The following is a 21,988-nucleotide window of genomic DNA, read 5'->3' on the forward strand; positions in this document are numbered from 1 at the left end:
ATCTAATTGACAAAATTCATGAAATTATGTCTTAAAAAAAGACTTTAATATGCAACTATTAGAATTTTTGTGAGGGAATAATGTAATGATAAAGGAAGCAGTTAATTATTGAAGCAAATTCAGATAGAAGTTTGTCACAATTGCAAAACTATTCATGTTTTGATTAGGAAATAATATCATGGCTACAATCATAATTTCTGACTTAAAATCTGTTGATAAAAATACATTCTTGTACGACTTAACTTCAGAAGAAATACAACAAATAGTAGATACTGATATTCTCCCTTTATCGGGTGGTTTTGATCTTAATTTTCTGTTAACCACCATTCAGGACGTTATAACTAACCAGACATCAAGCGAGAATGGGCTATTTGCTTCTCTTGCCCGTAATAACAAAATTTTTAGTCTTGATTTTTCAAATCCATCTCTTTATTTAGTTACCAGATAACTCGATCACAATCATGTCCCCGGATTCTTAGATAATTCGGGGGTGTAAGTTTGATAATTATGCTTGTATGAATTATCAAAAATGCTAAAAGTACCATTAGATAGAGATAAGATAATAATATCTTAGGTAAATATGATAGATACGTCAATACTTTATTTAAGTAAGGACAAATAAATTCTCAATAAATTTAGTAAATTGAGGAATTAAATCATGTCAGATATTTTAAAAATATCCCAAGAAGATATTATTTATCACATCAAAATATCCTGCCAAATACCTAGTTTGTTAGAAGCGATCGCCGCCAGGAAAGTTATTACTGAAACTGCTGAAAAAGTAGGTATTACCATTGAGATAGCAGAATTGCAAAAGTCCGCAGATAATTTACGATTAGCTAATAGACTTATTAAAGCTGAAGAAACCTGGGAATGGTTACAAAAACATTATCTTTCCTTAGATAATTTTGAAGAAATAGCACACTTAAACATCCTATCCACAAAATTAGCTCATCATTTATTTGCTGATAAAGTTGAACCATTCTTTTATGCTCACCAAGTGGATTACACCTCAGCAGTTACTTATGAAGTGATATTAGATGACGAGGACTTAGCTCTAGAAATATTTTATGCCCTTCAAGAAGGTGAAATTAGTTTCTCAGAAATTGCTCGTCAATATATCCAAAATCCCGAAATCAGACGTGCTGGGGGATATCAAGGTATTCGTAAACGTAGTGATTTTAGACCAGAGATTTCCGCTCTAGTATTTGCAGCTAATCCCCCACAAATTATCAAGCCAATAATTACACCCAAAGGATCGCATATCATTGTAGTTGAAGAAATAATTGAACCCGAATTAAATGAACAAATACGTGAAAAAATTCTCGGCGATTTATTTACTAATTGGTTAAAAGAGCAAGTTAATAAATTAGAGATTATCGCTAAATTAGAAAATGATATCAATTTTTCCTCTCCTCCAGTAGAAATATTGAATAAAGCCAGTTAAAATAGAAGAGATTTATATCCCTGGCTTTTTAAAGAAGTCAGGGATCTTGTGAGCAGAGAATATTCAAAACAAAAAATTATATATCTAATGGGGCATAGATATCTTCTGAATGTCTATTAAGATAAGGATATTGTAATTTAATTTTTTGTCCTAGAAATTGTTCAAAAATAGCTGTTATTCGACTTTCTGAATCATTTTTACCTGCTTGCCAAGCAGCAATTAAACCATTAGCAATAATTTGACAACGATGAGTACCAAAACTTTCTTTTTCACCAAATTTATCTTCCGGTTCTTCAGCACAACTTAGTCCTGGTGCTAGTGGCTTAGTAAATAACGGTACTTGTGGAGAAAAAATCTCTTGATTTGCTAAATATACCTTTTGTAATATAGGGTAAATAGTCTGATATTCATGTTTATTGAAATAAAGAACTGCCGAGTCATAACGTCTATATTCATCAGGATGATATAGGGCTTTAAATGAGAAAGCAACTGGAAGATTATTCAGTTCTGTAGTTATATTTTCCATCACTGATACTGCACCTTCGGGTGATACATTAAAGTAAATTCTCAGAATATCTTGATTATGTTCAGTTCCTAAATTAGATGCTGCCATATAAAATCCATTTTGAACTAAATTCTTTGGCATTTTGATCGCTACTAAGTTACCGACAGTAGCAGACTTATCAACTTCTGACAAGTACAAATCACGCTCAATATGTAAAGTTAAACCATTTTTGTGGACTGCCAAAGATCCATCTTCTTCTTCATTAACCACTAACCAATATTGACTCCAATAGCCTATACCTTTATTACTTGTATGTAGCCGTTCATAAAAAGCCAAATCTATGCCAAACAAGCTATTATTACTGAGGTTATTTATCTGCGAATCAGCGGTAGAAAAATCATTCCAAGAACCGTTATAATAAGCACTATAAAGAAAATTACGCAATTGGATACTCAAATGTTTATGTTGAATATCCAAGGGTAAGTCTTTAAAGCGAGAGATTACCGACTCTGGCAATTCTAACAACTTGTATTCTGGATGTTTAATTGAATAAAATGATTCAATTTCCAGATAATCAGCTATGTTTTGTAATGCGGCTTGTAATTCCGGTGGAAGTGCAAACAATTGATGATATAGAGAATCTAATACTTGCATATAGTCTTTCCTTTTCTAGGCAAGAGATAAATGTTTAGAATTTATTATTGAAAAGTTTGTTCCCAAAATGGTGGGAATAGATGCTTGGGGGCGACATAATAAACTCTTAGCAACTTGGAGCATACAGATACTAGAATTATCAAATATTTTTTCATGTTGAACTCTAGCTTGAATAGCTCTAATTAATGCTAAACCGCTAAATTGCATGACTAATTGGCAGAAGTCTGGACGAGTTTCTAAAATTGCTGGAAAGGTATTTAAGTAACTACTAACTAATGTTGATAAAGAAGGTTGAATCATTGATAAGGGAGTAGCAGCTAAACGCAAACATTCTTCAATGGATATGCTTTTACTAGGCACTATGCTATACAACCAAATTTGTAAATAACTAGCAATTATTGTGCCTAAATCATTAGCAGGATCTCCCCAATTACCTCTTTCCCAATCAATCAATCTAATGATATTTTGATTTTCTACTAGTTTCTGCTCAATTTCTGTTTCCCAATTCAAAAATAAAAGAATATTATTAAGCTTGAGATCATTATGAGTAAGACAACAAGGAGTAAAAGCCTGACTCAATTCTTTAATTGCTTTTCCTAAATTATCATAACGTTGATAGAGAGAAAAAAACTTTAAACCATCAGCAGGAACTTGACCAAATACTTGCGGGGTAATTCTATCTAATCCTTTGGTAATATTTTGCTGCTGGAGAGAATTTTCTAGAAATTCTCGATAGTTTTTGTTATTTATAGTTAAGCAATGCACCATTGCCAAAGTTGTACCAATTAACTGGGAAATCTCCACAGGAAATATCTTATCTTCCGCGTAAAATTCTGCTAGATCTTGATATTGATTTAGGTAATTAAAAATAATGATGGAGTTTTCTAAGTCAAAATGAATTACTTCCGAAAAAGATGATTGTAAATGCTTAATTTCTGGGAATTGTTGACAAAAATCATGAATTTTCCATTCATCTATAAATTCACCCAAGGTTTTACCATTTCGATCATGACGTTCTTGTTTTACTAGGAGTTGACGACCATCTGCTAAACTGATTAATAAGTTAAAGTTTTTAGCAGGTTTTAGCTCTATTTTAGTGATTGAATTATCTTGTGGATGACAAATTTCGTGTTCAATTAAGTAATCAAACACATTGCTAGAACTGATGATAAATGGCATAATTGCTGATGATAATATGTGAAAAAAGTCAATGATATCCGAAATAAACTAGTTGTATTATTTCAAAGATCACAAAAAGTTTCTCACTTTGTTTGTTAAGAATAAAATGCTATCTATAGCAAAAATTGCTAACATAAATTCTAGCCCCTTAACACCGTAATAAAATATTTGATTCATATCATTATCCCCACCGCCAAAAGAAGATGATAATTCCATATTATTCATATCCTTAATAAACTCTATTTCCTGGGAGATAGGTAGATCATAAATTCTAATGGTTGCCATTCACTACCTTGAGAAAAATTAAATTCTAATTTTTGTAAATTGTAAATTAATCTGCCCGCAGATCAAAATATCAACACCAATCTGATTAACTATCCAGAATTATTAGTAATAGATTGTTTCTTTTACTTTTTCATTCTGGATAGGTATTAGCAATCCTGACAGAAATTATAAACATCTATATCGGTGTTCACAATTCCTTGAGGATTGCTAAATCAGCCTTGCGAACTACAAAGCTAAGGAATTAGTAGTAGTGGTGGCTGTTGGAGTGGCTATGACTAAAAGATTGAGCTATACTCTTAATACTAGCGATCGCATAGCCACCAACTAAGTATTCAAGGTATTTCACACCAAAATCGCCATATGCCCCAAAGCCGCTATGATGACTATCACTACCACCACCATGTACTGCTACAGAACTTGCATCATTGAGGTCATTAAGATAGCTTTCGGAATCTTGGAATAATTCAGAACCAGTTACATTTAATTGGGAAAGAGTAATACTTGCCATAACTTCCTTGTTTTTGTTTGTAAATGGGACTTGTGAGACAGTTAAGTTTGTGTTTTCTTAACTGTTACCCCTATTTTTATTTAAGAAAAATAGAAAAATCAAGGCTTTGAACCTAGTAAAAAAGACACAAATAGATGAATTTTGTCTTTTATTAAAAGTTAACTTCCTAGTTTAAGCTACAGGCTATTTTAGGTTTATGAACTACACCCTTACACACTCCCCGGTATTTTTGTGCCTGATAAAGTTGAAATCTACTGTAATTAAATAAGAAAATCGTGGATCTTCAGATTAAAACATCTGAAAATACACGAAAGCAAGGAAAATATTCAATTTACAACAGCATCTTTTAAAAAGTAAAGTTAACTCCCAGACTATCTGTTGTATCTTGGAGGGTTATTTTCCATTGCGCTATACTACTGTTTATTTCTTTGATCATGGTGGAAAAATCATTAGTATTGGTAGTAGTATTGTTGCTGTTGGTCATGTTATATCTTGCCATTTCTCTTCTGGTCATGTAACCACCGTTGATATTTTTCATTTCCCAAGGTGTTAGTTCATCTAGAATCGCTTCTGAAATCGTCGTTCCTAATTCGGAAACTATGATTTTCATTATTGTTTGACCTCCTTAAATACTTTATTCCCTGGAATAAAACCATCAATTTATCCCCTATTTATATTTTGGAATAGTAACTAGCAAAATAAGTGATTTTAAGCTAATTTATTAGACAGAATTAAGGGTGTTTTGTCCATGAAAACAAAAAAGCAAAAGAAGTTTTATCTAACTTCCTTTGCCTTATATAGTTTAAAAATATCAACCTCTATCGCCAGTTAGAAATTTCTAACTTTACTAATTAACCAACAAATGCTAAACGAGGTGCAACTTCAGCAGGACGTTCTACACCTTTGAGGTAAGCAAGAACAGTATCAGCATCAGATACTTCAAAGGGGTCTGTACCACAGTTGTCTTCAAAACCAGGTTCAACGAACATTTTTTCAATTTCGCCGTTATTAACAACCATTGCATAACGCCAAGAACGCATTCCGAAACCGATGTTAGATTTATCAACTAACATTCCCATTTTCCGGGTAAATTCTCCACTGCCATCGGGTAACAAAAAGACATTTTTAGCACCTTGTTGTTTACCCCATTGGAACATAACAAATGCGTCATTAACTGACAAACAAATGATCTGATCAACACCTTGCGCTTTAAATTCTGCAAAGAGTTCTTCGTAACGAGGTAAATGGGTGGAAGAACAGGTGGGGGTGAACGCACCAGGAAGGGCAAATAATACTACTTTTTTACCACCAAAAATCTCTTCAGTGGTTACATCTTGCCAACGGTAAGGATTGGGTCCAGGTACAGATTCATCCCGAACACGAGTCTTGAATACTACATTTGGAACGTGAGTAATAGCAGTCATAAATACCTCTTTTTTAGATGGAAGATTTTAACTCGTGTCTTTAGCCTATAAATCAGAATAATTCTGATTTAGGAATTTGTCAATAGTTATAAATACTTATTTTATAATGTATTTTTAAAAAGACTTTAATTCTGAAAAAGGAAAAGTTATAATAGGGGTTTATATCTTTATATAATCCAGTAAATCCTATGCAGCAAAAAGCTAATGATATTATCAAAACCCTGAAAAGTAGAGGGTTGAGAGTCACACCCCAAAGATTTGGGGTTTATGCCAACCTATTAGCAAGGGAAGATCATCCTACAGTTGATCAAATTTTGAGAGACTTAAACCAGGAAGCGCCGACTTCTTCCCAAGCTACGGTGTACGCGGCGCTTCAAGCACTGCGTGAGGCGGGTTTAGTGCGAGAAGTGCTATTACAAGAGGGAATATCTCGTTATGATGCCAATGTAGCGCCCCATCATCATTTTCGCTGTACCTGTTGTGGTGCGATTGAAGACATTAACTGGAATGTTTTCCCCGGTATTGATGTCAGTCAACTGCGGGAGGGGTTAACAGTAGAAAGGTATGAAGTGACAGTTGAGGGAATCTGCGATATCTGCGGTAATCAAACTTAATCCGATCACTAAGTATAATTACATCAGATTGTGAGTAAATGAAGTCCAAAATAATCAAACCCCTGTGGTGCGGGCATCTTGCCCGCTACAGGTCTACCTTATGGGTCTGGAGGGAGAAACTAATCCTTAATTAACCCCTGCAAAATCGTCTGTAAATCCTGGGTCAAATCACTTACACCCTTTCTTAAAGCTTGTTTATTCCCTTGACAATTTTCCCATCTTTCATTAATATTAATCGCTTCCCCGACAGAAATCATGGCTTGTTTCCAACCTAAACGCGGCCTGCCTGGTAAGGTAGAATCTTTAATGCGAGACAACATATCAAACATTAATAAAATCGTTTCTGCAAATCTTTCTGGGGTTGGTTTTTCTAGAATATAATTAGCAGTGACCGCGACGAAACTTTCAGCAAGTCTCATGTGTTGCATTTTCAAATCTGCTTCTTGGGCTACCCAATCAGCTAGACCACGTTGGAAAGGTGATAAACTTTGAATATCAGCGATATCATCCCGATAAATATAATTCCAACCAGCATCTTCTAAACGGCGACATCTATCAATAAAATTACCTTGAGGCTGGATATTAAAATACTGTTCTGCAATTTTTAAAGCTGTATCCATCAATCGGTGTAATCTAGTAATTAAAATTTCATTTTTGGGAATTTCGCAAGTTATAATTTCTGGAAATTCTTGATGATAAAAACGCCGATAAAATTCCTCCATTTCCGAAATTAGATATTCAGATAAATCCACCACCCGCTGATATAAAATTTCTTCCCTTTCCTGGCCAATTTCACTAGTTTTCCTAACAGGTAAACCGCTATCAAGTTCTAATTTAGATAATAGCCAATCTATTCTTTTCCAAGGTGGGTTCACATAGCTATATTGAATCCCAATCGGAATAATAAAAACCTGTTCTTCACGGTTAGCTTTTTTTAGATCTTCTACACACCAAAAACCCAACTGGGCTACACCAGGTTCTAAGGGACTGACTATACTACTGTGTCCATTTGTACCACCTTCAGGAGCGATCGCTATGGGCATCTCTGCGGTTGCAAATAATTCTCTTGCCTTACTAATAGCCGTCCTATCTATGCGTTTACCCCTACGAATAGGTATACCACCAAGTCTAGAAAATAACCATCCCAACCAATTTCCTGCCCAGATTGTCATCCCCCGTTCATACATAAAATAGCTGTGAAGTGGATATTTGAGCTTAATACCTTTTTTTCGCGCCACTTTAGGGACAATCCGTGATAACAAATATGACATAGATAGAGGATCTTCTACCTCCGGGTGACGAAAAGCAATTAAAAATCGGACTTTACCAGCCTGAAATTCATGGTATAATTCAGCTAGGACTTCGGCATTTTTAGCTTCAATATTCACAATACCCGCAGGTAGCCAGGGTCTAGTTCTCACCCGCAAAATCAAGGGCAAAAACCAAGATATAATTTTTACAACCAATGGATTATGAAATTGGGGAATAAACTTGAGCGGTGGTTGGGTAGAATGAATAGATTTAGGCAAGTTGTTCTCCTGTGGTGTAGCGAAGAAAGCAATTAGAAATCGCGTCTACACAGACAAAACCTGTCCACCCAGGTGGACTTAGCCTGTGTAGTAGCGTTCCCCTGTAGCGAAGCCATATTACCATATTATATTCGTCCAATATTTCTCAAACACCCTCCCATCAAATTATGACACCAGACTGGCGGAAATTTGCCCCCGCAACCCAGCGCAACCGCGAACCCATTCTAGAAGTGCTTTTACAAATATTACCTCAAAATGGGACAATACTCGAAGTAGCCAGCGGCACAGGTGAACACGCTGTATTTTTTTCCCAACATTTAGCACCCCGGCAATGGCTACCATCTGACCCCAACCCAGAACTGCGTGCTAGTATTAGAGCATGGGCTGAATATCTCCCCTGTGATTATCTTAAGCCACCCCTAGATTTAGATGCCAATGCACCAATATGGCCTGTAGAAAAACAGCCATTGCCAGAACCGCCCATTTCTGCTATAGTAAACATTAACATGATTCATATTTCTCCTTGGTCTGCTTGTTTAGGACTAATGGCAGGGGCTGGGAGAATTTTGCCACCAGGTGGTATACTTTACTTATATGGTCCCTATAAACAAAATGGAGAACATACAGCGCCCAGTAACACTGCTTTTGACGAGTCTTTACAAGCACAAGATCCAGCTTGGGGAGTCCGTAATTTAGAGGATGTGGTTAAATCTGCTGAAGCACAAAATCTGATATTGCACCAAACTCACCCCATGCCAGCAAATAACCTTTCCCTAATATTTAAACATAATTAGGGCTTGCTGAATTAAAATATGAAACCGGAAAATATGACTACGCCACGCAATCTATCAACCTTGAATCTTTGCGCCTTTGCGCCTTTGCGTGAGACATATTTACATAATTTCGCAAATAAATGGAGGTTAGCGGACTCGAACCGCTGACATCCTGCTTGCAAAGCAGGCGCTCTACCAACTGAGCTAAACCCCCAAGCTCTGTTTTTAATACAAAGAATGCAATAATTATATAACTACACCATTGTAAACTCTTATGATTATTTTGTCAATACCATGAACCAAGAAAATTTTGTAGTTGTTGCTGCATTGTATAAGTTTGTTAGTTTACCTGATTATAACCAACTGCAAACACCCTTATTAAATTGTTGTCAGTTACAGGATATCAAGGGAACTATATTACTCGCTCCCGAAGGAATTAATGGTACAATTGCTGGTTCTCGTCAGGGAATTGATACAGTTTTAGCTTTTCTCCGTCATGACTCGCGGTTTACAGATTTAGAATATAAAGAATCTTATGCCGAAATTCCCCCTTTTGAGCGGCTGAAAATCCGCTTGAAAAAAGAAATTGTGACTTTGGGAATACCAGAAGTTAACCCGAATGAAAAAGTGGGAACTTATGTCACACCTCAAGAATGGAATGATTTAATTTCTCACCCCGAAGTCACTGTTATTGATACTCGCAACGATTACGAGGTCACGATTGGGACTTTTAAGGGTGCTGAAAATCCCCAAACTCAGACATTCCGAGATTTTCCCGAATATGTAGAAAAACATCTTGATGCCAGTAAACATAAAAAAGTGGCTTTATTTTGTACTGGAGGTATTCGCTGTGAAAAAGCATCATCTTATTTACTTTCTCACGGCTTTGAAGAAGTTTATCACCTCAAAGGCGGCATTCTCAAATATTTAGAAGAAGTCCCCCAGGAAGAAAGTTTATGGGAAGGAGAATGTTTTGTTTTTGACGAAAGAGTTGCTGTCAGTCATGGCTTAAAACCGGGAAGTCATGAATTATGCTTTTGTTGTGGAAACCCCATTTCCGACGAAGATAAATCATCATCTGAATATGAAGCGGGAATTTCTTGCCCCCACTGCTTCCACAGTCTAACACCGGACAAAAGAAAACGACAACAAGAAAAATGGAAACAATACCAACTTACAAATTCAACCCACACCTAACTTTTAGATTTTTGCCCGAAACAAAATCAATATCTAGCAAAAACCCTAAGATCCAAAAGTAATCATTACAATATATGAAGATATAAATCCTTGGAGAACAATTTGTGGTAGCTAATCTTGCCCGTACTCAAACCAAAACCAATCAAAAATTGGGTAACTTTACACAAAGACACATTGGACTAAACCCTGATGATATTCAGCAAATGCTTGATACATTAGGCCTTTCCCACCTTGATGACTTAATTGATAAAACAGTACCACAGGCAATTCGTTTTCAGCAAGAGTTGAAATTACCACCAGCACAAAGCGAATATGCAGCATTGGCCAAATTAAAGCAAATAGCCGATAAAAATCAGGTTTATCGCTCATTTATCGGCACAGGGTATTATGATTGTATCACCCCGGCGGTCATTCAACGCAACATCTTAGAAAATCCCGGTTGGTATACAGCATACACCCCTTATCAGCCAGAAATTGCCCAAGGACGTTTAGAAGCGTTGTTAAATTTCCAAACCATGATCATTGACTTGACCGGTTTAGAAATTGCTAACGCTTCTTTACTTGATGAAGCCACAGCAGCCGCAGAAGCAATGAGTATGAGTTATGGTGTGTGCAAAAATAAATCCCATAACTACTTTGTATCCCGTGAATGTCATCCTCAAACCATTGATGTATTGCAAACACGCGCTAAACCTTTAGGCATAAACATCATTATCGGTGATCATCAAACCTTTGATTTTACCGAAACTATCTTTGGTGCAGTTCTGCAATATCCCGCAACTGATGGTACAATTTACGACTACCGCAACTTTATAGAAAAGTCCCATGCTCAGGGTGCATTGGTGACAATAGCCGCAGATCCTTTAAGTTTAACATTACTCACACCCCCCGGTGAATTAGGGGCTGATATTGCCGTAGGTAGTACCCAACGCTTCGGTATTCCCCTGGGATTTGGGGGACCACACGCTGCTTATTTTGCCACCAAGGAAGAGTATAAACGCTTAGTTCCAGGGCGCATTGTGGGAGTATCAAAAGATATTCATGGTAAACCTGCCTACCGTTTAGCCTTACAAACCCGTGAGCAGCATATCCGCAGAGATAAAGCCACCAGTAATATCTGCACAGCCCAAGTTTTATTGGCAGTGATGGCGAGTATGTATGCAGTTTATCATGGACCTGATGGACTCAGAGAAATTGCCCAAAATATTCATCAATTAACCGCAACTTTAGGCGCAGGACTGAAAAAGTTAGGTTATAAAATCACTTCGGAAAACTTCTTTGATACCTTGCGAGTAGAATTAGGAAATACCAAATTATCAGCAATTCTCGACGCTGCGAATGAGAGAAATATCAACTTGAGAATTTTTGATAATTCCACCGTGGGTATTTCCTTAGATGAAACTACCACAGAAACAGATTTAATTGACCTTTGGCAAATTTTCGCAGGTACAGATAACTTACCTTTCAGTGAAACAGAACTTAATTCTCTTACCAATTACCAATTACCCATTACCCATTACCCATTATCACGAGAAAGTAAATATCTCACCCACCCAGTTTTCAATCGTTACCATTCAGAAACCGAGTTATTACGTTATTTACATCAACTAGAAAACAAGGATTTATCATTAACCACCTCAATGATTCCCTTGGGTTCTTGTACCATGAAATTAAATGCAACTTCCGAAATGATTCCCGTAACTTGGGAACAATTCGGCAAAATTCACCCTTTCGCGCCAATTTCCCAAACCAGAGGTTATCAAATCCTGTTCCAACAACTAGAAACATGGTTATCAGAAATTACAGGTTTTGCAGGAATTTCCTTACAACCCAATGCAGGTTCTCAAGGAGAATATGCAGGACTTTTAGTAATTCATGAATATCATCAAAGTCGCGGTGAAGGACACAGAAACGTTTGTTTAATTCCCCAATCTGCACACGGTACAAATCCCGCGAGTGCGGTAATGTGTGGAATGAAAGTAGTGGGAATTGCTTGTGATGATCATGGTAATATTGATGTTGAAGATTTAAAAGCCAAAGCTGAAAAACATAGTCATGAATTAGCAGCTTTAATGGTGACATATCCATCAACCCATGGCGTATTTGAAGAAGCAATTCAAGAAATTTGTGCAGTAATTCATTCTCACGGTGGACAAGTTTACATGGACGGCGCTAATATGAATGCCCAAGTGGGTATTTGTCGTCCTGGTGATTTTGGTGCAGATGTCTGTCATTTGAACTTACACAAAACCTTCTGTATTCCCCATGGTGGTGGTGGTCCCGGTATGGGTCCCATTGGTGTCGCTTCCCACCTTGTCCCCTTTTTACCAGGACATTTTGTGACGACAATACAGGAAAATAATCCAAAATCCAAAATCCAAAATCCAAAATTCACCGGTGCTGTTTCCGCTGCACCTTGGGGTAGTGCGAGTATTTTGGTAATTTCCTGGATGTATATTATCATGATGGGTGCAGATGGGTTGACGGAAGCAACCAAAATCGCCATTTTGAATGCTAATTACATGGCTAAGAAATTAGAGTCATATTATCCGGTTTTGTATCAGGGAAAAAATGGTTTAGTGGCACATGAATGTATTTTAGATTTGCGAAGTTTGAAGAAATCAGCGCAGATTGAAATTGATGATGTTGCGAAGCGGTTAATGGATTATGGTTTTCATGCACCTACCGTTTCTTGGCCTGTTGCTGGGACAATTATGGTAGAACCAACGGAAAGTGAATCTAAACAGGAATTAGATAGATTTTGTGATGCTTTGATTGCGATTCGTGAGGAAGTTGCGGCAATTGAATCTGGTAAAATGGATATTCACGATAATCTTTTGAAAAATGCCCCTCACACTGCGGAAAGTTTGATTATTGGTGAATGGAATCATCCCTATTCCCGTGAACAAGCTGCTTATCCTGCAAGTTGGAGTAAGGAATATAAGTTCTGGCCAAGTGTGGGGAGAATTGATGCGGCTTTTGGGGATAGGAATTTTGTTTGTTCTTGTTTACCGATGGAGGCTTATAGTTAGTTAATTGTAGGGTGCGTTAATGAAATGTAACGCACCATTTTGATTGTGAATAAGGTGCGTTACGCTGGCGCTAACGCACCCTACAAACTACGGACTAATATTTCCACTATACCATTCAGCTATATCTGGATGTTTTCCGTCTTTAACAGCTTTAAAAAATTCCCCAAATTCCTCTTGAGTCATTTCTACATTTTGAATTGTTCCGTCTTTATATGTGATTGTAACTATCATCATCTTCTCCTATCAATAGGTTTTTACAGTATATAATATATCTGACTAATAGTTTAAATGTCTACCGTTACAGTAGAGTTAACCTCAGTAATGTATTATACATGAGCGAGCATAATGCCTACCCCACAGACTCGATTTTAGTCAGAAATCAATTTTTACAAATTTCCAACGTCATTATTTATTGAATATCCAGAATTATGACTCCATATTCACCTAAAACACCTATTGAGTTTCTCAAATACTGTTCATTGTATAATCCAATGATTGATGTGAATGAACAAGTTATTAGAAGTGTCACTAATCTTCAGCTAGATAGAGAAAGTTGGTTTGAAGGATTTTCTGGTTACATACTTATGGAGCAATTAGGTGTATCCCCGGAAAAAATAAAATCTTACGTTAGATGTGGAGTTAATTTAGCAGCAGATAAAAAATACCAAAATCGTAATCTCCAGGACATAAAATTTTTGTCATCAAAAAATTATTATTTTGAAAGTTTGATATATATTTACTATGAATTGGTAGATAGTAGCTTTCAATGGTTATCAATTAAATTGTTGCAAAATAGATTTGGCTGTTATCGCCAATTTTGGGGCGTAGGTAAGTCTATTAGTGATGCTGATCATCAGTTAATGAATGATTATCATAATTACCTGAAAGAAAGAGATGAAAAAATACTTTGGTGTTTAACTAAAGGCATTCCTCTCAATGGCAATGATTTTATCAATATTCTGAAAAAGAATAATTTAGATGCTCATGAAAAGAAAGTTAGAATTAAATACCACTCTGATCAGGCTGGGATAACTTCTGCATCATATTCAATTGTATATCAAGGAGATGGAGTTAATTATCAAGTAGATGTTAATTTAGAGGATGACAATGTTGAATGGAGTATTGAAAGATATATTCCCGTAGAAATTTATGTTTCTGCGGAAACTTTTGAAGAAGCTATTCAGCTATACGATGAAGAATATAATAGCTTACGAGCAGACCCAGAAGAATGGGCAAAAGCTGTAAGAACAACTGAACTTAAAATAGAAAGAGAAATGCTTGATGCTGCAAGGGAAGACGGAGAAGCAACTTTTAATTGGCTAGTTTCAGAGTTTGGTGATGATATTTTTCCAGATAGGGATTAAATCGAGATTTAGAATTTTATCAAGGTGACTAGATCCCCGACTTCTTTTTTAATCTTCTAAATGAATTATAGACTAATGTGAGAAGTCGGGGATCTGAATTTTCAAGCAAATCAAATGTATCTCTGTTTACTCTATATCAGAAATACGATGAAACTCCACTTTTAAAAGAGAAAAGGAAACTCCGGTTTACAGTGATCAATAATTCTTTTATGTATTACATTATCATCTTCGTCATGAAGAGCAAGAGTTAAATAATAATTTTTGCCTTCATATTTGGCGTATATAATCCATTCACCTGTTAATTTTTGTTCATCTGCTCTTTTTTTCATTCCTCCTTCTGTTAATTCATAGACTAAGTTCATAACCATATCTTCTGTAATAACGTCAGAATTGCTAGAATCAAATACTTGATTTATGATATTGCTCACATTTGAATTTGTGCGATCAATACCTAAATGTAGGCATAGATTTTTAACAATAAATTCAGGCATAAAAAAATGCTTGTGCCAAAGACCTTTTAATGGTAAATGTTTGTATTGAGTTGGAATTTTTGTAGATGATAAATCAGATGCTTTCCCTTCTAAAATTTCAATTTCTTGAAGTATTAAATCAGAATTTCCAGTTTCGTCGTCTATCAATTGCAGTTGATTTATTAAAAGCTTACTAAGACAATAATCTTCAAACTGAGCTAATCTGATCATTTTCCCAATATCTCCTAAAACAATAGATGTCTTTCTATTATACTAGGTATCGCTCATCTTCTAGCTTAGATTAAGGAACGCAACCCAACATAATGAAAATATCCGATTCATATTTTTTGTCAGAATCAGGATGTCCAGGATTTGAGGATTTACAGGATTGTTATTTGTAAGTTGTTGGTGGGATGCTGAAATTGTAATTGTCTGAATCAGGATGTCCAGGATTTTAGGATGTACAGGATTGTTATTGATGAATTATCTGTGAATATTGAAAGATGATAATTACAATCACAGGATATTATCTATCATCCAAAAATTGCCATTTTTCTTAAACAATAAAAAAAGGTTCTACCGCTCTCCTTATGGAAGAGAATATTAATTTAATTTTTGTAGGTTGGGTTGAACGAAGTGAAACCCAACATTCGCGGGAGGATAGTAAGAGGTGTTGGGTTTCGTGCCTCAACCCAACCTACAATAAATGTTGTGTTACATAAAGGGAACGGTAGAGCCTAAAAAAATTACATCCTGTATATCCTTTCATCCTAGATATCCTGATTCTGACACAAAAATGCTCAAAAATCTCAAATTTAACTGAATCTCAATCAACCCAATTAACAACTTTTATCCCAGGTATTTGTTGAAAATGACGCAGGTTTCTTGTTACTAAGATAGCACGATTTACTAAGGTAATACTAGCAATTAATAAATCAGCTTGTCCTATTTTACGCAGTTTAGAAATAGCACGTAACCCGTTAAACTCGTCTGCTGCTAACTGATTAATAGGAATAATTGGTAGTTGATTTAAAAGTTCTTCTGTACGAAATAATAACTCCTGTGCTTTTATTAATTTTTCTCCTGTATCAGCTTTGAGAACATAATCAATTCTTCCCCGCAAAACCTCAATTTTAGTAATGATAGTAATTGCAATTAAATCATCCTCTACAGTATTTAATTGCTTAACTACATTACTGTTTCCCGCGTGTAGATGCGTTAGAGTATCAGTATCAAGTAAGTACATTAAATCTCTTCATCCTCATCAACTTCTGCTCTTCCTCTTGCTTCATAAATAGATGCTCTTAAATCAGCTAATGAATCATCATCAGCAAAAGTGCCAGCTTGTTGAATGAGAATATATCGGTGAGATGGAGAACTTAACCATTCATCAATTGCAACTTTTAAAAATCTCCAGTTATTCTCTATTTTTTGTCCAGGAATATTCCCCAGTAATGTTTGACGAATTACCGCTTCTTGAGGTAAACGCAAATATTCGGCAACTTCATCAATTGTGAGAACTTCTGGTAATGTTATTTGACTCATAAGGATTGCCACAACCTTGTATTTTTGTTAATGTTTATAGTTAATATTTCAAGTCAAAATGTTGATTTTTTGGCAAAATCATCAAAAGACCGAAATCTTCCTGCTTCAAAATCATCTAATCCTTGCTGAATACCGTGAATAGCTGCTTGTGAGTCTTCTAATTCCCAGTCTAGGATATTTTTTAATAATTCAGCCGCAACTAAACTGATATCTTTTCCTTGTTGGGTTGCTTTTTCAAGTAGTCTTGCTTCTAGTTCTGGAGTTAGGGAAATAGCGATCGCCATAACTGTATATTTTGGTGAAAGTTTATAAATATTATAACATCCTGTAAATCCTAAAATCCTGGATATCCTGATTCAGACAAAAAATACCCTCAAAATCCCCACTTCAAATAAACAACCACATCCTGTAAATCCTAAAATCCTGGTTATCCTGATTCAGACAAAAAAAATCCTCAAAATCCCCACTTCAAATAAACAACAACATCCTGTAAATCCTTAAATCCTGGTTATCCTGATTCAGAAAATATCTCATCAAAAATGCGATATTATTCTTTTTCAAATTCATCAGGAACTTCACTTATAGTCTGCTGTGCTGCATGACGAATATGAAGAACGCGAACTATAGAAATTTCTTCCCCTTCTATAATTGTGAAAATTATCCTGTATGCGTTGCGTCCTTTTCCATAAATTATCTGCCGAATTTCTTGACTAAAATAATCATTTTCTCTAGCTAAAGAACATCGTTTTGGCATTTTTGCGATCGCTTGACAATTAAGACAGTCGCTACTTATTTCCCTAATACGCCTAGTGTTGCTAGGTTGGTGGGTGGGGATGAGGGGATAAATAATACGTCAATATGAAATCCCCAAAGCCTAATAAATTGGTTGTTTATTTTTTGATAAGTTATATTAGCGATCGCTACTACACAAAAAAAGTTTATTTACGTGGAATTATGTAAATATAACCAGCATTAAATGTAATTTAATTACCAATTTGTACTAATTTGATAATTTTATTTCCTATTCATAATAGATATCAAAATCCCATGTCGAGGACTAAACAATAAAGCCAAGGTAAATAAACCAGAAACCACTAATACAATAGCCGGACCAGAAGGTAAATTATAAAAGTAGCTAAGATACATTCCGCTAATACTAGAAATTACCCCAATTACCGCCCCTAAAATCATCACTTGATGTAAACGTTTGACTAATAAAAAAGCAGTTGCACCAGGAGTAATTAAAAGTGATAATACTAATATTACTCCCACAGCTTTCATACTGGCAACAATTGTCAAAGCAATTAACAACATTAAACCAAAATTTAAACGATTAACTGGTAAACCAGCAGCTTGCGCTCCTAAAGGATCAAATGTGTAAAATAACAGTTCTTTATATAATAAGAAAACTACCATTAAAACAATAGCTGCAATAATAGCTGTATCCCTGACTTCATCAACAGTTACCCCTAAAATATTACCAAAAAGAAAGTGATTCAAATCAATTTTATTATCCTTTTGAATGACTGTAATTAAAGTAACTCCCAGAGCAAAAAAAGCAGAAAAAACTATGCCCATAGCAGCATCTTCTTTAATGGGAGATCGGGTTTTAATTAAGGCTATGGCCATGGTACTCAAAACTCCCGCAATAAACGCCCCGACAAAGATATTAGCACCAATCATGAAGGCTATAGCTAGTCCTGGTAATACTGAATGACTAATAGCATCTCCCAGTAATGCTAGGCGTTGTACCATTAAATAACTACCGACTATAGCACACAATAATCCTACTAGTATGGCGATGATTAAGGAACGTTGCATAAAGCCATATTGCAACGGTTCAATTAGTGTTTGCAACATAGATGAAAATGAACCACGAAGGCACAAAGAACGCGAAGGAAGAAAGGAAGAGAAGATATAGCGGTATTTATTTGTATGAAATAAATAGATCATAGTCCCCTCCTCGCTTGCGGGGAGGGGGTTGGGGGTGAGGTTCTTCATTAGCAGTTATTATGCTGCTTCAGCAAAGTACATGACTTTTCCGCTATAAGCCCGATTTAAGTTATTTTCTGTTAAGACTTGTTGGCGTGAACCGGTGGCGATTAATTCACAATTTAGTAAGATTAAATCATCAAAATGGGTAATAGATTCACCTAAGTCATGATTAACTACTAAGACGATTTTATTGGCTTTTGCTAGTTCTTGAAGGATTGCAAATATGATAGTTTGGGTTTTTTGATCAATACCTACAAATGGCTCATCAAAACAGAAAATTTCGGCTTCTTGAGTTAAAGCCCTGGCTAAAAATACCCGTTGTTGTTGTCCTCCTGAAAGTTCACCAATGGGACGATTTTTTAATGCTTCTATTCCCACTTTTGTTAATGCTTGTGTGGCTATTTGGCGGCTGACTGTAGAGAAACTACGTAACCATCCTGTTTTTTTAATACGCCCCATCATGACTACATCCCATACGGTGGCGGGGTAATTCCAGTCAATTTGGCTACGTTGGGGTACATAAGCAATTTTCTCTAGTTGCTGGGTTAAGGGCTGATTTTGGTATATAACTTGACCGTTAGTGATGGGAACTAATCCTAAAATAGCTTTCATTAATGTACTTTTACCTGCACCATTGGGTCCAAAAATACCTGTTATCTTTCCTGGTTTAATTGTGCAGTTAATGTTTCTTAATGCTTCCTGTGTCCGATAATTTACATTTAGATGGGTGATGTTGATTTGTGTAAGTATATTTGCTGAATTTTTGGTAGATAGACTAGATTTTCGGTAATCAGAAATGTTTTGCATAACTTTGATTAAGATAGTTATTTTTTGAGTTTACTATAAAAATGAGAAAAATATGAGAATATCTATAATTATCTATAATTAGAAGTAATCACTGAGGTAAATGAAACTAATGCTTAATACAATGTATGACTTATTACTAAAATCCCTCTCCAAACCTCTCCGCTGTGAGGAGAGAGGCTTTTATTCTTACTCCCCTTCCCTGGGAGGGAAGGGGTTGGGGGTTAGGTTCTCTTTACTTAATCCCCTTTGTCTAGGAATGTTAGTATCTTTGGCTGTCATGGGTTGTACTCCCAATTCTTCACACGGAGGAAATAATCGGCCGCAGGTTGTAGCGACGAGTACCATTATTGCAGATTTAGCTGAAGAAATTGGCGGAGAAAAATTACAAATTACGGGAATTTTGAAACCTGGTGCAGATCCTCATGTGTATGAACCAGTACCCGCAGATAGTCGAATTTTGGAAAAAGCTAATTTGATTTTGTACAACGGTTACAATTTAGAACCGGGAATTATTAAGTTAATGAATGCGACTGGAGACAAAGCGAAAAAGTTGGCTGTGGGGGAAGTTGTCAAATCTTTAAAATTAGATAAAGGTAAGGGGAAAATTGTTCCAGATCCTCATGTTTGGGGTAGTGCAGAAAATGTTATATTGATGGTGAAAGCGATGAAAAATAGTTTAATCGCTTTGTCACCAGCAGATAAAAATAAGTTGACTGAAAATGCAGATAAGTTAATTGATGAATTACAACAATTACATCTTTGGATTTTACAACAAATCCAAACTATTCCCCCAAAAAACCGTAAATTAATTACTACTCATGATGCTTTTCAATATTATGGAAATGCTTATAAAATAACAATTGCTGGAACTTTAATCGGGATTAGTACGGAGGAACAACCAAGCGCCCAAACGGTGAGAAAATTAGTAGAATCAGTGAAAAAAATAGGTGTCCCAGCGATATTTGCGGAAACAACAATTAACCCAGCTTTAATTAAAACAGTTGCGGAAGAAGCAGGGGTAAAATTAGCACCAACTGCACTTTATTCTGATTCCATTGGGGTAAAAGGTAGTAATAGTGATACTTATATAAAAATGATGGTTGCAAATACCCGCGCTATTGTTGAAGCTTTGGGTGGGAAATATACACCTTTTCAATTAAAGAGTAAAAAATAAGAATTAGATTCCCAAATTCTCTAAGAATTTGGGAATCTTGTTGGTCATTCAACTTTCCCCTTTCCCTAACTAACAAACTTGTTGACGAGTTGCTTCTGTGTCTATGGGTTTAATCAGAAAAATCTTGAACATATACCAAAAAATCATCAAGACTAAGGGGATTTTTTGGAAATATTTGATAATTCCCCAATCGTTGATTTTGTTGAGATCAATTATTTTCTGATTATACAATGCACATTGTTCTAAATACCAGAAGAAATAGGGATGATTGGTATTTAAAATAATCGGAAATGCTTTAGCTGCGGTTTTGTTAGTTTCTTCAATTACCTGATTATTGTATTTACGAGGATGAATACCTAATATTTCATAGAAATTACCTCTTTCAAATACTGTCATGGTGTGAGTTGCAAAAACGGTTATTAAGAAAAACCGCACCCATAACCGAGATTTCCAATTATTCCATAATTGAGGTTGAGAACGTAACAAAGCTTTGAAAAAATCACCGTGTCTATTCTCATCTTGACACCAACTTTCAAACTTCCGAAATAGAGGATAAAATTGGTATTCGGGATTTTTTTCCATGTGACGATATACTAAAATATAACGCCAATAACCTATTTTCTCCGATAGATAAACCGTGTAAATAACCCACTCTATAGGGAAAAATGTATAGGTGCGATTTTTAGTCAGATAACTTAAGTCAAGGGAAAGGTTAAAATCAGCCATTGACTTATTTAAAAACCCCGCATGACGGGCTTCGTCTCGCGCTAAATAAGCAAATGCTTCTGATAATAAAGGGTTATTATCCTTGAGACGACGGGATAATTCTTTAAACAGTAAAAACCCGGAAAATTCTGAAGTACAAGAACGTTCTAAAAAGTCAATAAAAGCCAGTCGTTTTTCACCAACAATGTGATCCCAACCTTGCTTAAATTCATCATCTCGTATAAAGTGATGACGATTATAATCTGCTTTGAGTTCCTCAATTACAGCCCTTAATTCTGTTTCATACCCCGAAATATCCATTTTGGCCACTGTGTCAAAATCAGTGGTATAAAACCTGGGTGTTAATAGTGTTTCTTGAACGGGTGTTTTTACCCCCGATTTCGGTAACTCAACTGGGGGTTTATCCAACGACTTAACCATAGGTATTCGCTTTACTATTGTCTGCCTTAAAATTATATAAGCATGAATATTTGTTATTAGTCATCAGTTAAATTATTGAAACTAATTTTTACAAAAATACTGAATTATCTAGAATTTTCTTATAGTTTAAATACCTATTTACTAAACAAATATATTTAGGAAACTATAAATAAATATAAATACTTTTATAGTTATACCAAGAATAATAGTTAAATAATTTCAGGAGTGGTAAAAATAGCCGAAATTACTATTGATAGTAATTTATGCTGGAGATTTGTGCTGGATAAATTATGCTGATAACTCTATTCACATACAATAGCAATTTTCTGTAATTATATCG

Annotated in this window: 24 protein-coding genes and 1 tRNA gene; 8 read left to right on the top strand and 17 right to left on the bottom strand. The window is 35.5% G+C overall.

Annotated elements, in window-relative coordinates; all coding sequences use genetic code 11:
* Positions 1-178: 178 nt before the first annotated feature.
* Both H6G25_RS08860 and H6G25_RS08865 read left to right on the top strand, forming a co-directional pair.
* Complete coding sequence (locus H6G25_RS08860) at positions 179-448, top strand: hypothetical protein (protein ID WP_190392158.1); 270 nt, start codon at positions 179-181, stop codon at positions 446-448.
* Positions 449-658: 210 nt separating this feature from the next.
* Entirely contained in the window at positions 659-1,447 is a 789-nt protein-coding gene (locus H6G25_RS08865; protein WP_190392159.1) for a peptidylprolyl isomerase, read from the top strand.
* Positions 1,448-1,523: 76 nt separating this feature from the next.
* Here H6G25_RS08865 and H6G25_RS08870 read toward each other — a convergent pair whose 3' ends face one another.
* The 6 genes from H6G25_RS08870 to H6G25_RS08895 form a co-directional block, all read right to left on the bottom strand.
* Positions 1,524-2,606, bottom strand: coding sequence for a T3SS effector HopA1 family protein (locus H6G25_RS08870; protein WP_190392160.1), 1,083 nt, complete (start codon positions 2,604-2,606; stop codon positions 1,524-1,526).
* 15 nt (positions 2,607-2,621) lie between these two features.
* Positions 2,622-3,785, bottom strand: coding sequence for an aminoglycoside phosphotransferase family protein (locus H6G25_RS08875; RefSeq protein ID WP_190392161.1), 1,164 nt, complete (start codon positions 3,783-3,785; stop codon positions 2,622-2,624).
* Positions 3,786-3,854: 69 nt separating this feature from the next.
* Positions 3,855-4,070: a hypothetical protein gene (locus H6G25_RS08880; protein ID WP_190392162.1), complete on the bottom strand. Its 216-nt coding sequence runs from the start codon at positions 4,068-4,070 to the stop codon at positions 3,855-3,857.
* A 241-nt stretch (positions 4,071-4,311) separates the two neighbouring features.
* Positions 4,312-4,578, bottom strand: a complete 267-nt coding sequence (locus tag H6G25_RS08885; protein ID WP_190392163.1) for a hypothetical protein — start codon at positions 4,576-4,578, stop codon at positions 4,312-4,314.
* A gap of 346 nt (positions 4,579-4,924) precedes the next feature.
* Positions 4,925-5,188 carry a hypothetical protein gene (locus H6G25_RS08890; protein WP_190392164.1) on the bottom strand — a complete coding sequence of 88 codons (264 nt, stop codon included), beginning with the start codon at positions 5,186-5,188 and terminating at the stop codon, positions 4,925-4,927.
* Positions 5,189-5,429: 241 nt separating this feature from the next.
* Positions 5,430-6,002, bottom strand: coding sequence for a peroxiredoxin (locus H6G25_RS08895; protein WP_190392165.1), 573 nt, complete (start codon positions 6,000-6,002; stop codon positions 5,430-5,432).
* 188 nt (positions 6,003-6,190) lie between these two features.
* On the opposite strand from H6G25_RS08895, the gene H6G25_RS08900 reads away from it, so the two are divergent.
* A complete protein-coding gene (locus tag H6G25_RS08900; RefSeq protein ID WP_190392166.1) occupies positions 6,191-6,616 on the top strand; it encodes a Fur family transcriptional regulator in 426 nt (141 codons plus the stop codon).
* 119 nt (positions 6,617-6,735) lie between these two features.
* On the opposite strand, the gene H6G25_RS08905 is transcribed toward H6G25_RS08900, so the two are convergent.
* Complete coding sequence (locus H6G25_RS08905; protein ID WP_190392167.1) at positions 6,736-8,145, bottom strand: 1-acyl-sn-glycerol-3-phosphate acyltransferase; 1,410 nt, start codon at positions 8,143-8,145, stop codon at positions 6,736-6,738.
* Positions 8,146-8,309: 164 nt separating this feature from the next.
* On the opposite strand from H6G25_RS08905, the gene H6G25_RS08910 reads away from it, so the two are divergent.
* A complete protein-coding gene (locus H6G25_RS08910) occupies positions 8,310-8,939 on the top strand; it encodes a DUF938 domain-containing protein (protein ID WP_190392255.1) in 630 nt (209 codons plus the stop codon).
* Positions 8,940-9,059: 120 nt separating this feature from the next.
* On the opposite strand, the gene H6G25_RS08915 is transcribed toward H6G25_RS08910, so the two are convergent.
* Positions 9,060-9,132: transfer RNA gene (locus H6G25_RS08915), tRNA-Ala, on the bottom strand.
* Between the two features lie 80 nt (positions 9,133-9,212).
* On the opposite strand from H6G25_RS08915, the gene H6G25_RS08920 reads away from it, so the two are divergent.
* Together H6G25_RS08920 and gcvP are read left to right on the top strand one after the other, a co-directional pair.
* Positions 9,213-10,115 (top strand): rhodanese-related sulfurtransferase, encoded by a 903-nt coding sequence (locus tag H6G25_RS08920; protein ID WP_190392168.1) that lies wholly within the window; start codon positions 9,213-9,215, stop codon positions 10,113-10,115.
* Positions 10,116-10,219: 104 nt separating this feature from the next.
* On the top strand, positions 10,220-13,147 hold the full coding sequence (gene gcvP / locus H6G25_RS08925) for an aminomethyl-transferring glycine dehydrogenase (protein ID WP_190392169.1): 2,928 nt from the start codon (positions 10,220-10,222) through the stop codon (positions 13,145-13,147).
* Positions 13,148-13,234: 87 nt separating this feature from the next.
* Here the strand turns inward: gcvP and H6G25_RS08930 are convergent, their stop codons facing one another.
* The gene (locus tag H6G25_RS08930; protein ID WP_190392170.1) at positions 13,235-13,381 is read right to left on the bottom strand and encodes a hypothetical protein; all 147 of its coding nucleotides are present in this window, start codon (positions 13,379-13,381) and stop codon (positions 13,235-13,237) included.
* A gap of 266 nt (positions 13,382-13,647) precedes the next feature.
* Here H6G25_RS08930 and H6G25_RS08935 point away from each other — a divergent pair, with 266 nt between their 5' ends.
* Positions 13,648-14,511, top strand: coding sequence for a hypothetical protein (locus H6G25_RS08935; protein ID WP_190392171.1), 864 nt, complete (start codon positions 13,648-13,650; stop codon positions 14,509-14,511).
* Positions 14,512-14,672: 161 nt separating this feature from the next.
* On the opposite strand, the gene H6G25_RS08940 is transcribed toward H6G25_RS08935, so the two are convergent.
* The 7 genes from H6G25_RS08940 to H6G25_RS08970 form a co-directional block, all read right to left on the bottom strand.
* The gene (locus tag H6G25_RS08940) at positions 14,673-15,212 is read right to left on the bottom strand and encodes a hypothetical protein (protein ID WP_190392172.1); all 540 of its coding nucleotides are present in this window, start codon (positions 15,210-15,212) and stop codon (positions 14,673-14,675) included.
* Positions 15,213-15,807: 595 nt separating this feature from the next.
* The gene (locus H6G25_RS08945) at positions 15,808-16,227 is read right to left on the bottom strand and encodes a type II toxin-antitoxin system VapC family toxin (protein ID WP_190392173.1); all 420 of its coding nucleotides are present in this window, start codon (positions 16,225-16,227) and stop codon (positions 15,808-15,810) included.
* Positions 16,227-16,526: a helix-turn-helix domain-containing protein gene (locus tag H6G25_RS08950; RefSeq protein ID WP_028083851.1), complete on the bottom strand. Its 300-nt coding sequence runs from the start codon at positions 16,524-16,526 to the stop codon at positions 16,227-16,229. Before H6G25_RS08950 ends, H6G25_RS08945 begins: the two co-directional genes overlap by 1 nt.
* Positions 16,527-16,579: 53 nt before the next feature.
* A complete protein-coding gene (locus H6G25_RS08955) occupies positions 16,580-16,810 on the bottom strand; it encodes a hypothetical protein (protein ID WP_028083852.1) in 231 nt (76 codons plus the stop codon).
* A 263-nt stretch (positions 16,811-17,073) separates the two neighbouring features.
* On the bottom strand, positions 17,074-17,328 hold the full coding sequence (locus H6G25_RS08960) for a type II toxin-antitoxin system RelE/ParE family toxin (RefSeq protein WP_347239154.1): 255 nt from the start codon (positions 17,326-17,328) through the stop codon (positions 17,074-17,076).
* Positions 17,329-17,540: 212 nt separating this feature from the next.
* On the bottom strand, positions 17,541-18,386 hold the full coding sequence (locus H6G25_RS08965; RefSeq protein ID WP_190392175.1) for a metal ABC transporter permease: 846 nt from the start codon (positions 18,384-18,386) through the stop codon (positions 17,541-17,543).
* Positions 18,387-18,536: 150 nt separating this feature from the next.
* Positions 18,537-19,328 carry a metal ABC transporter ATP-binding protein gene (locus H6G25_RS08970; RefSeq protein WP_190392176.1) on the bottom strand — a complete coding sequence of 264 codons (792 nt, stop codon included), beginning with the start codon at positions 19,326-19,328 and terminating at the stop codon, positions 18,537-18,539.
* A 256-nt stretch (positions 19,329-19,584) separates the two neighbouring features.
* Here H6G25_RS08970 and H6G25_RS08975 point away from each other — a divergent pair, with 256 nt between their 5' ends.
* Positions 19,585-20,502 carry a zinc ABC transporter substrate-binding protein gene (locus tag H6G25_RS08975; protein WP_242034913.1) on the top strand — a complete coding sequence of 306 codons (918 nt, stop codon included), beginning with the start codon at positions 19,585-19,587 and terminating at the stop codon, positions 20,500-20,502.
* A 69-nt stretch (positions 20,503-20,571) separates the two neighbouring features.
* On the opposite strand, the gene acsF is transcribed toward H6G25_RS08975, so the two are convergent.
* The gene (gene acsF / locus H6G25_RS08980; RefSeq protein WP_190392177.1) at positions 20,572-21,648 is read right to left on the bottom strand and encodes a magnesium-protoporphyrin IX monomethyl ester (oxidative) cyclase; all 1,077 of its coding nucleotides are present in this window, start codon (positions 21,646-21,648) and stop codon (positions 20,572-20,574) included.
* Between the last annotated feature and the right edge of the window lie 340 nt (positions 21,649-21,988).

The sequence above is a fragment of the Dolichospermum sp. FACHB-1091 genome, from assembly GCF_014697585.1.
GTDB lineage: Bacteria > Cyanobacteriota > Cyanobacteriia > Cyanobacteriales > Nostocaceae > Dolichospermum.

Bases quoted from the DNA above. Each gene is read 5' to 3' on its own strand.
- H6G25_RS08945 (WP_190392173.1), bottom strand. From the start codon at position 16,227: ATGTACTTACTTGATACTGATACTCTAACGCATCTACACGCGGGAAAC.
- H6G25_RS08975 (WP_242034913.1), top strand. From the start codon at position 19,585: ATGTTAGTATCTTTGGCTGTCATGGGTTGTACTCCCAATTCTTCACAC.
- H6G25_RS08970 (WP_190392176.1), bottom strand. From the start codon at position 19,328: ATGCAAAACATTTCTGATTACCGAAAATCTAGTCTATCTACCAAAAAT.
- H6G25_RS08890 (WP_190392164.1), bottom strand. From the start codon at position 5,188: ATGAAAATCATAGTTTCCGAATTAGGAACGACGATTTCAGAAGCGATT.
- H6G25_RS08940 (WP_190392172.1), bottom strand. From the start codon at position 15,212: ATGATCAGATTAGCTCAGTTTGAAGATTATTGTCTTAGTAAGCTTTTA.
- H6G25_RS08895 (WP_190392165.1), bottom strand. From the start codon at position 6,002: ATGACTGCTATTACTCACGTTCCAAATGTAGTATTCAAGACTCGTGTT.
- H6G25_RS08875 (WP_190392161.1), bottom strand. From the start codon at position 3,785: ATGCCATTTATCATCAGTTCTAGCAATGTGTTTGATTACTTAATTGAA.
- H6G25_RS08885 (WP_190392163.1), bottom strand. From the start codon at position 4,578: ATGGCAAGTATTACTCTTTCCCAATTAAATGTAACTGGTTCTGAATTA.
- H6G25_RS08930 (WP_190392170.1), bottom strand. From the start codon at position 13,381: ATGATGATAGTTACAATCACATATAAAGACGGAACAATTCAAAATGTA.
- acsF (WP_190392177.1), bottom strand. From the start codon at position 21,648: ATGGTTAAGTCGTTGGATAAACCCCCAGTTGAGTTACCGAAATCGGGG.
- H6G25_RS08950 (WP_028083851.1), bottom strand. From the start codon at position 16,526: ATGAGTCAAATAACATTACCAGAAGTTCTCACAATTGATGAAGTTGCC.
- H6G25_RS08900 (WP_190392166.1), top strand. From the start codon at position 6,191: ATGCAGCAAAAAGCTAATGATATTATCAAAACCCTGAAAAGTAGAGGG.
- H6G25_RS08865 (WP_190392159.1), top strand. From the start codon at position 659: ATGTCAGATATTTTAAAAATATCCCAAGAAGATATTATTTATCACATC.
- H6G25_RS08870 (WP_190392160.1), bottom strand. From the start codon at position 2,606: ATGCAAGTATTAGATTCTCTATATCATCAATTGTTTGCACTTCCACCG.
- H6G25_RS08880 (WP_190392162.1), bottom strand. From the start codon at position 4,070: ATGGCAACCATTAGAATTTATGATCTACCTATCTCCCAGGAAATAGAG.
- H6G25_RS08955 (WP_028083852.1), bottom strand. From the start codon at position 16,810: ATGGCGATCGCTATTTCCCTAACTCCAGAACTAGAAGCAAGACTACTT.
- H6G25_RS08860 (WP_190392158.1), top strand. From the start codon at position 179: ATGGCTACAATCATAATTTCTGACTTAAAATCTGTTGATAAAAATACA.
- H6G25_RS08920 (WP_190392168.1), top strand. From the start codon at position 9,213: ATGAACCAAGAAAATTTTGTAGTTGTTGCTGCATTGTATAAGTTTGTT.
- H6G25_RS08965 (WP_190392175.1), bottom strand. From the start codon at position 18,386: ATGTTGCAAACACTAATTGAACCGTTGCAATATGGCTTTATGCAACGT.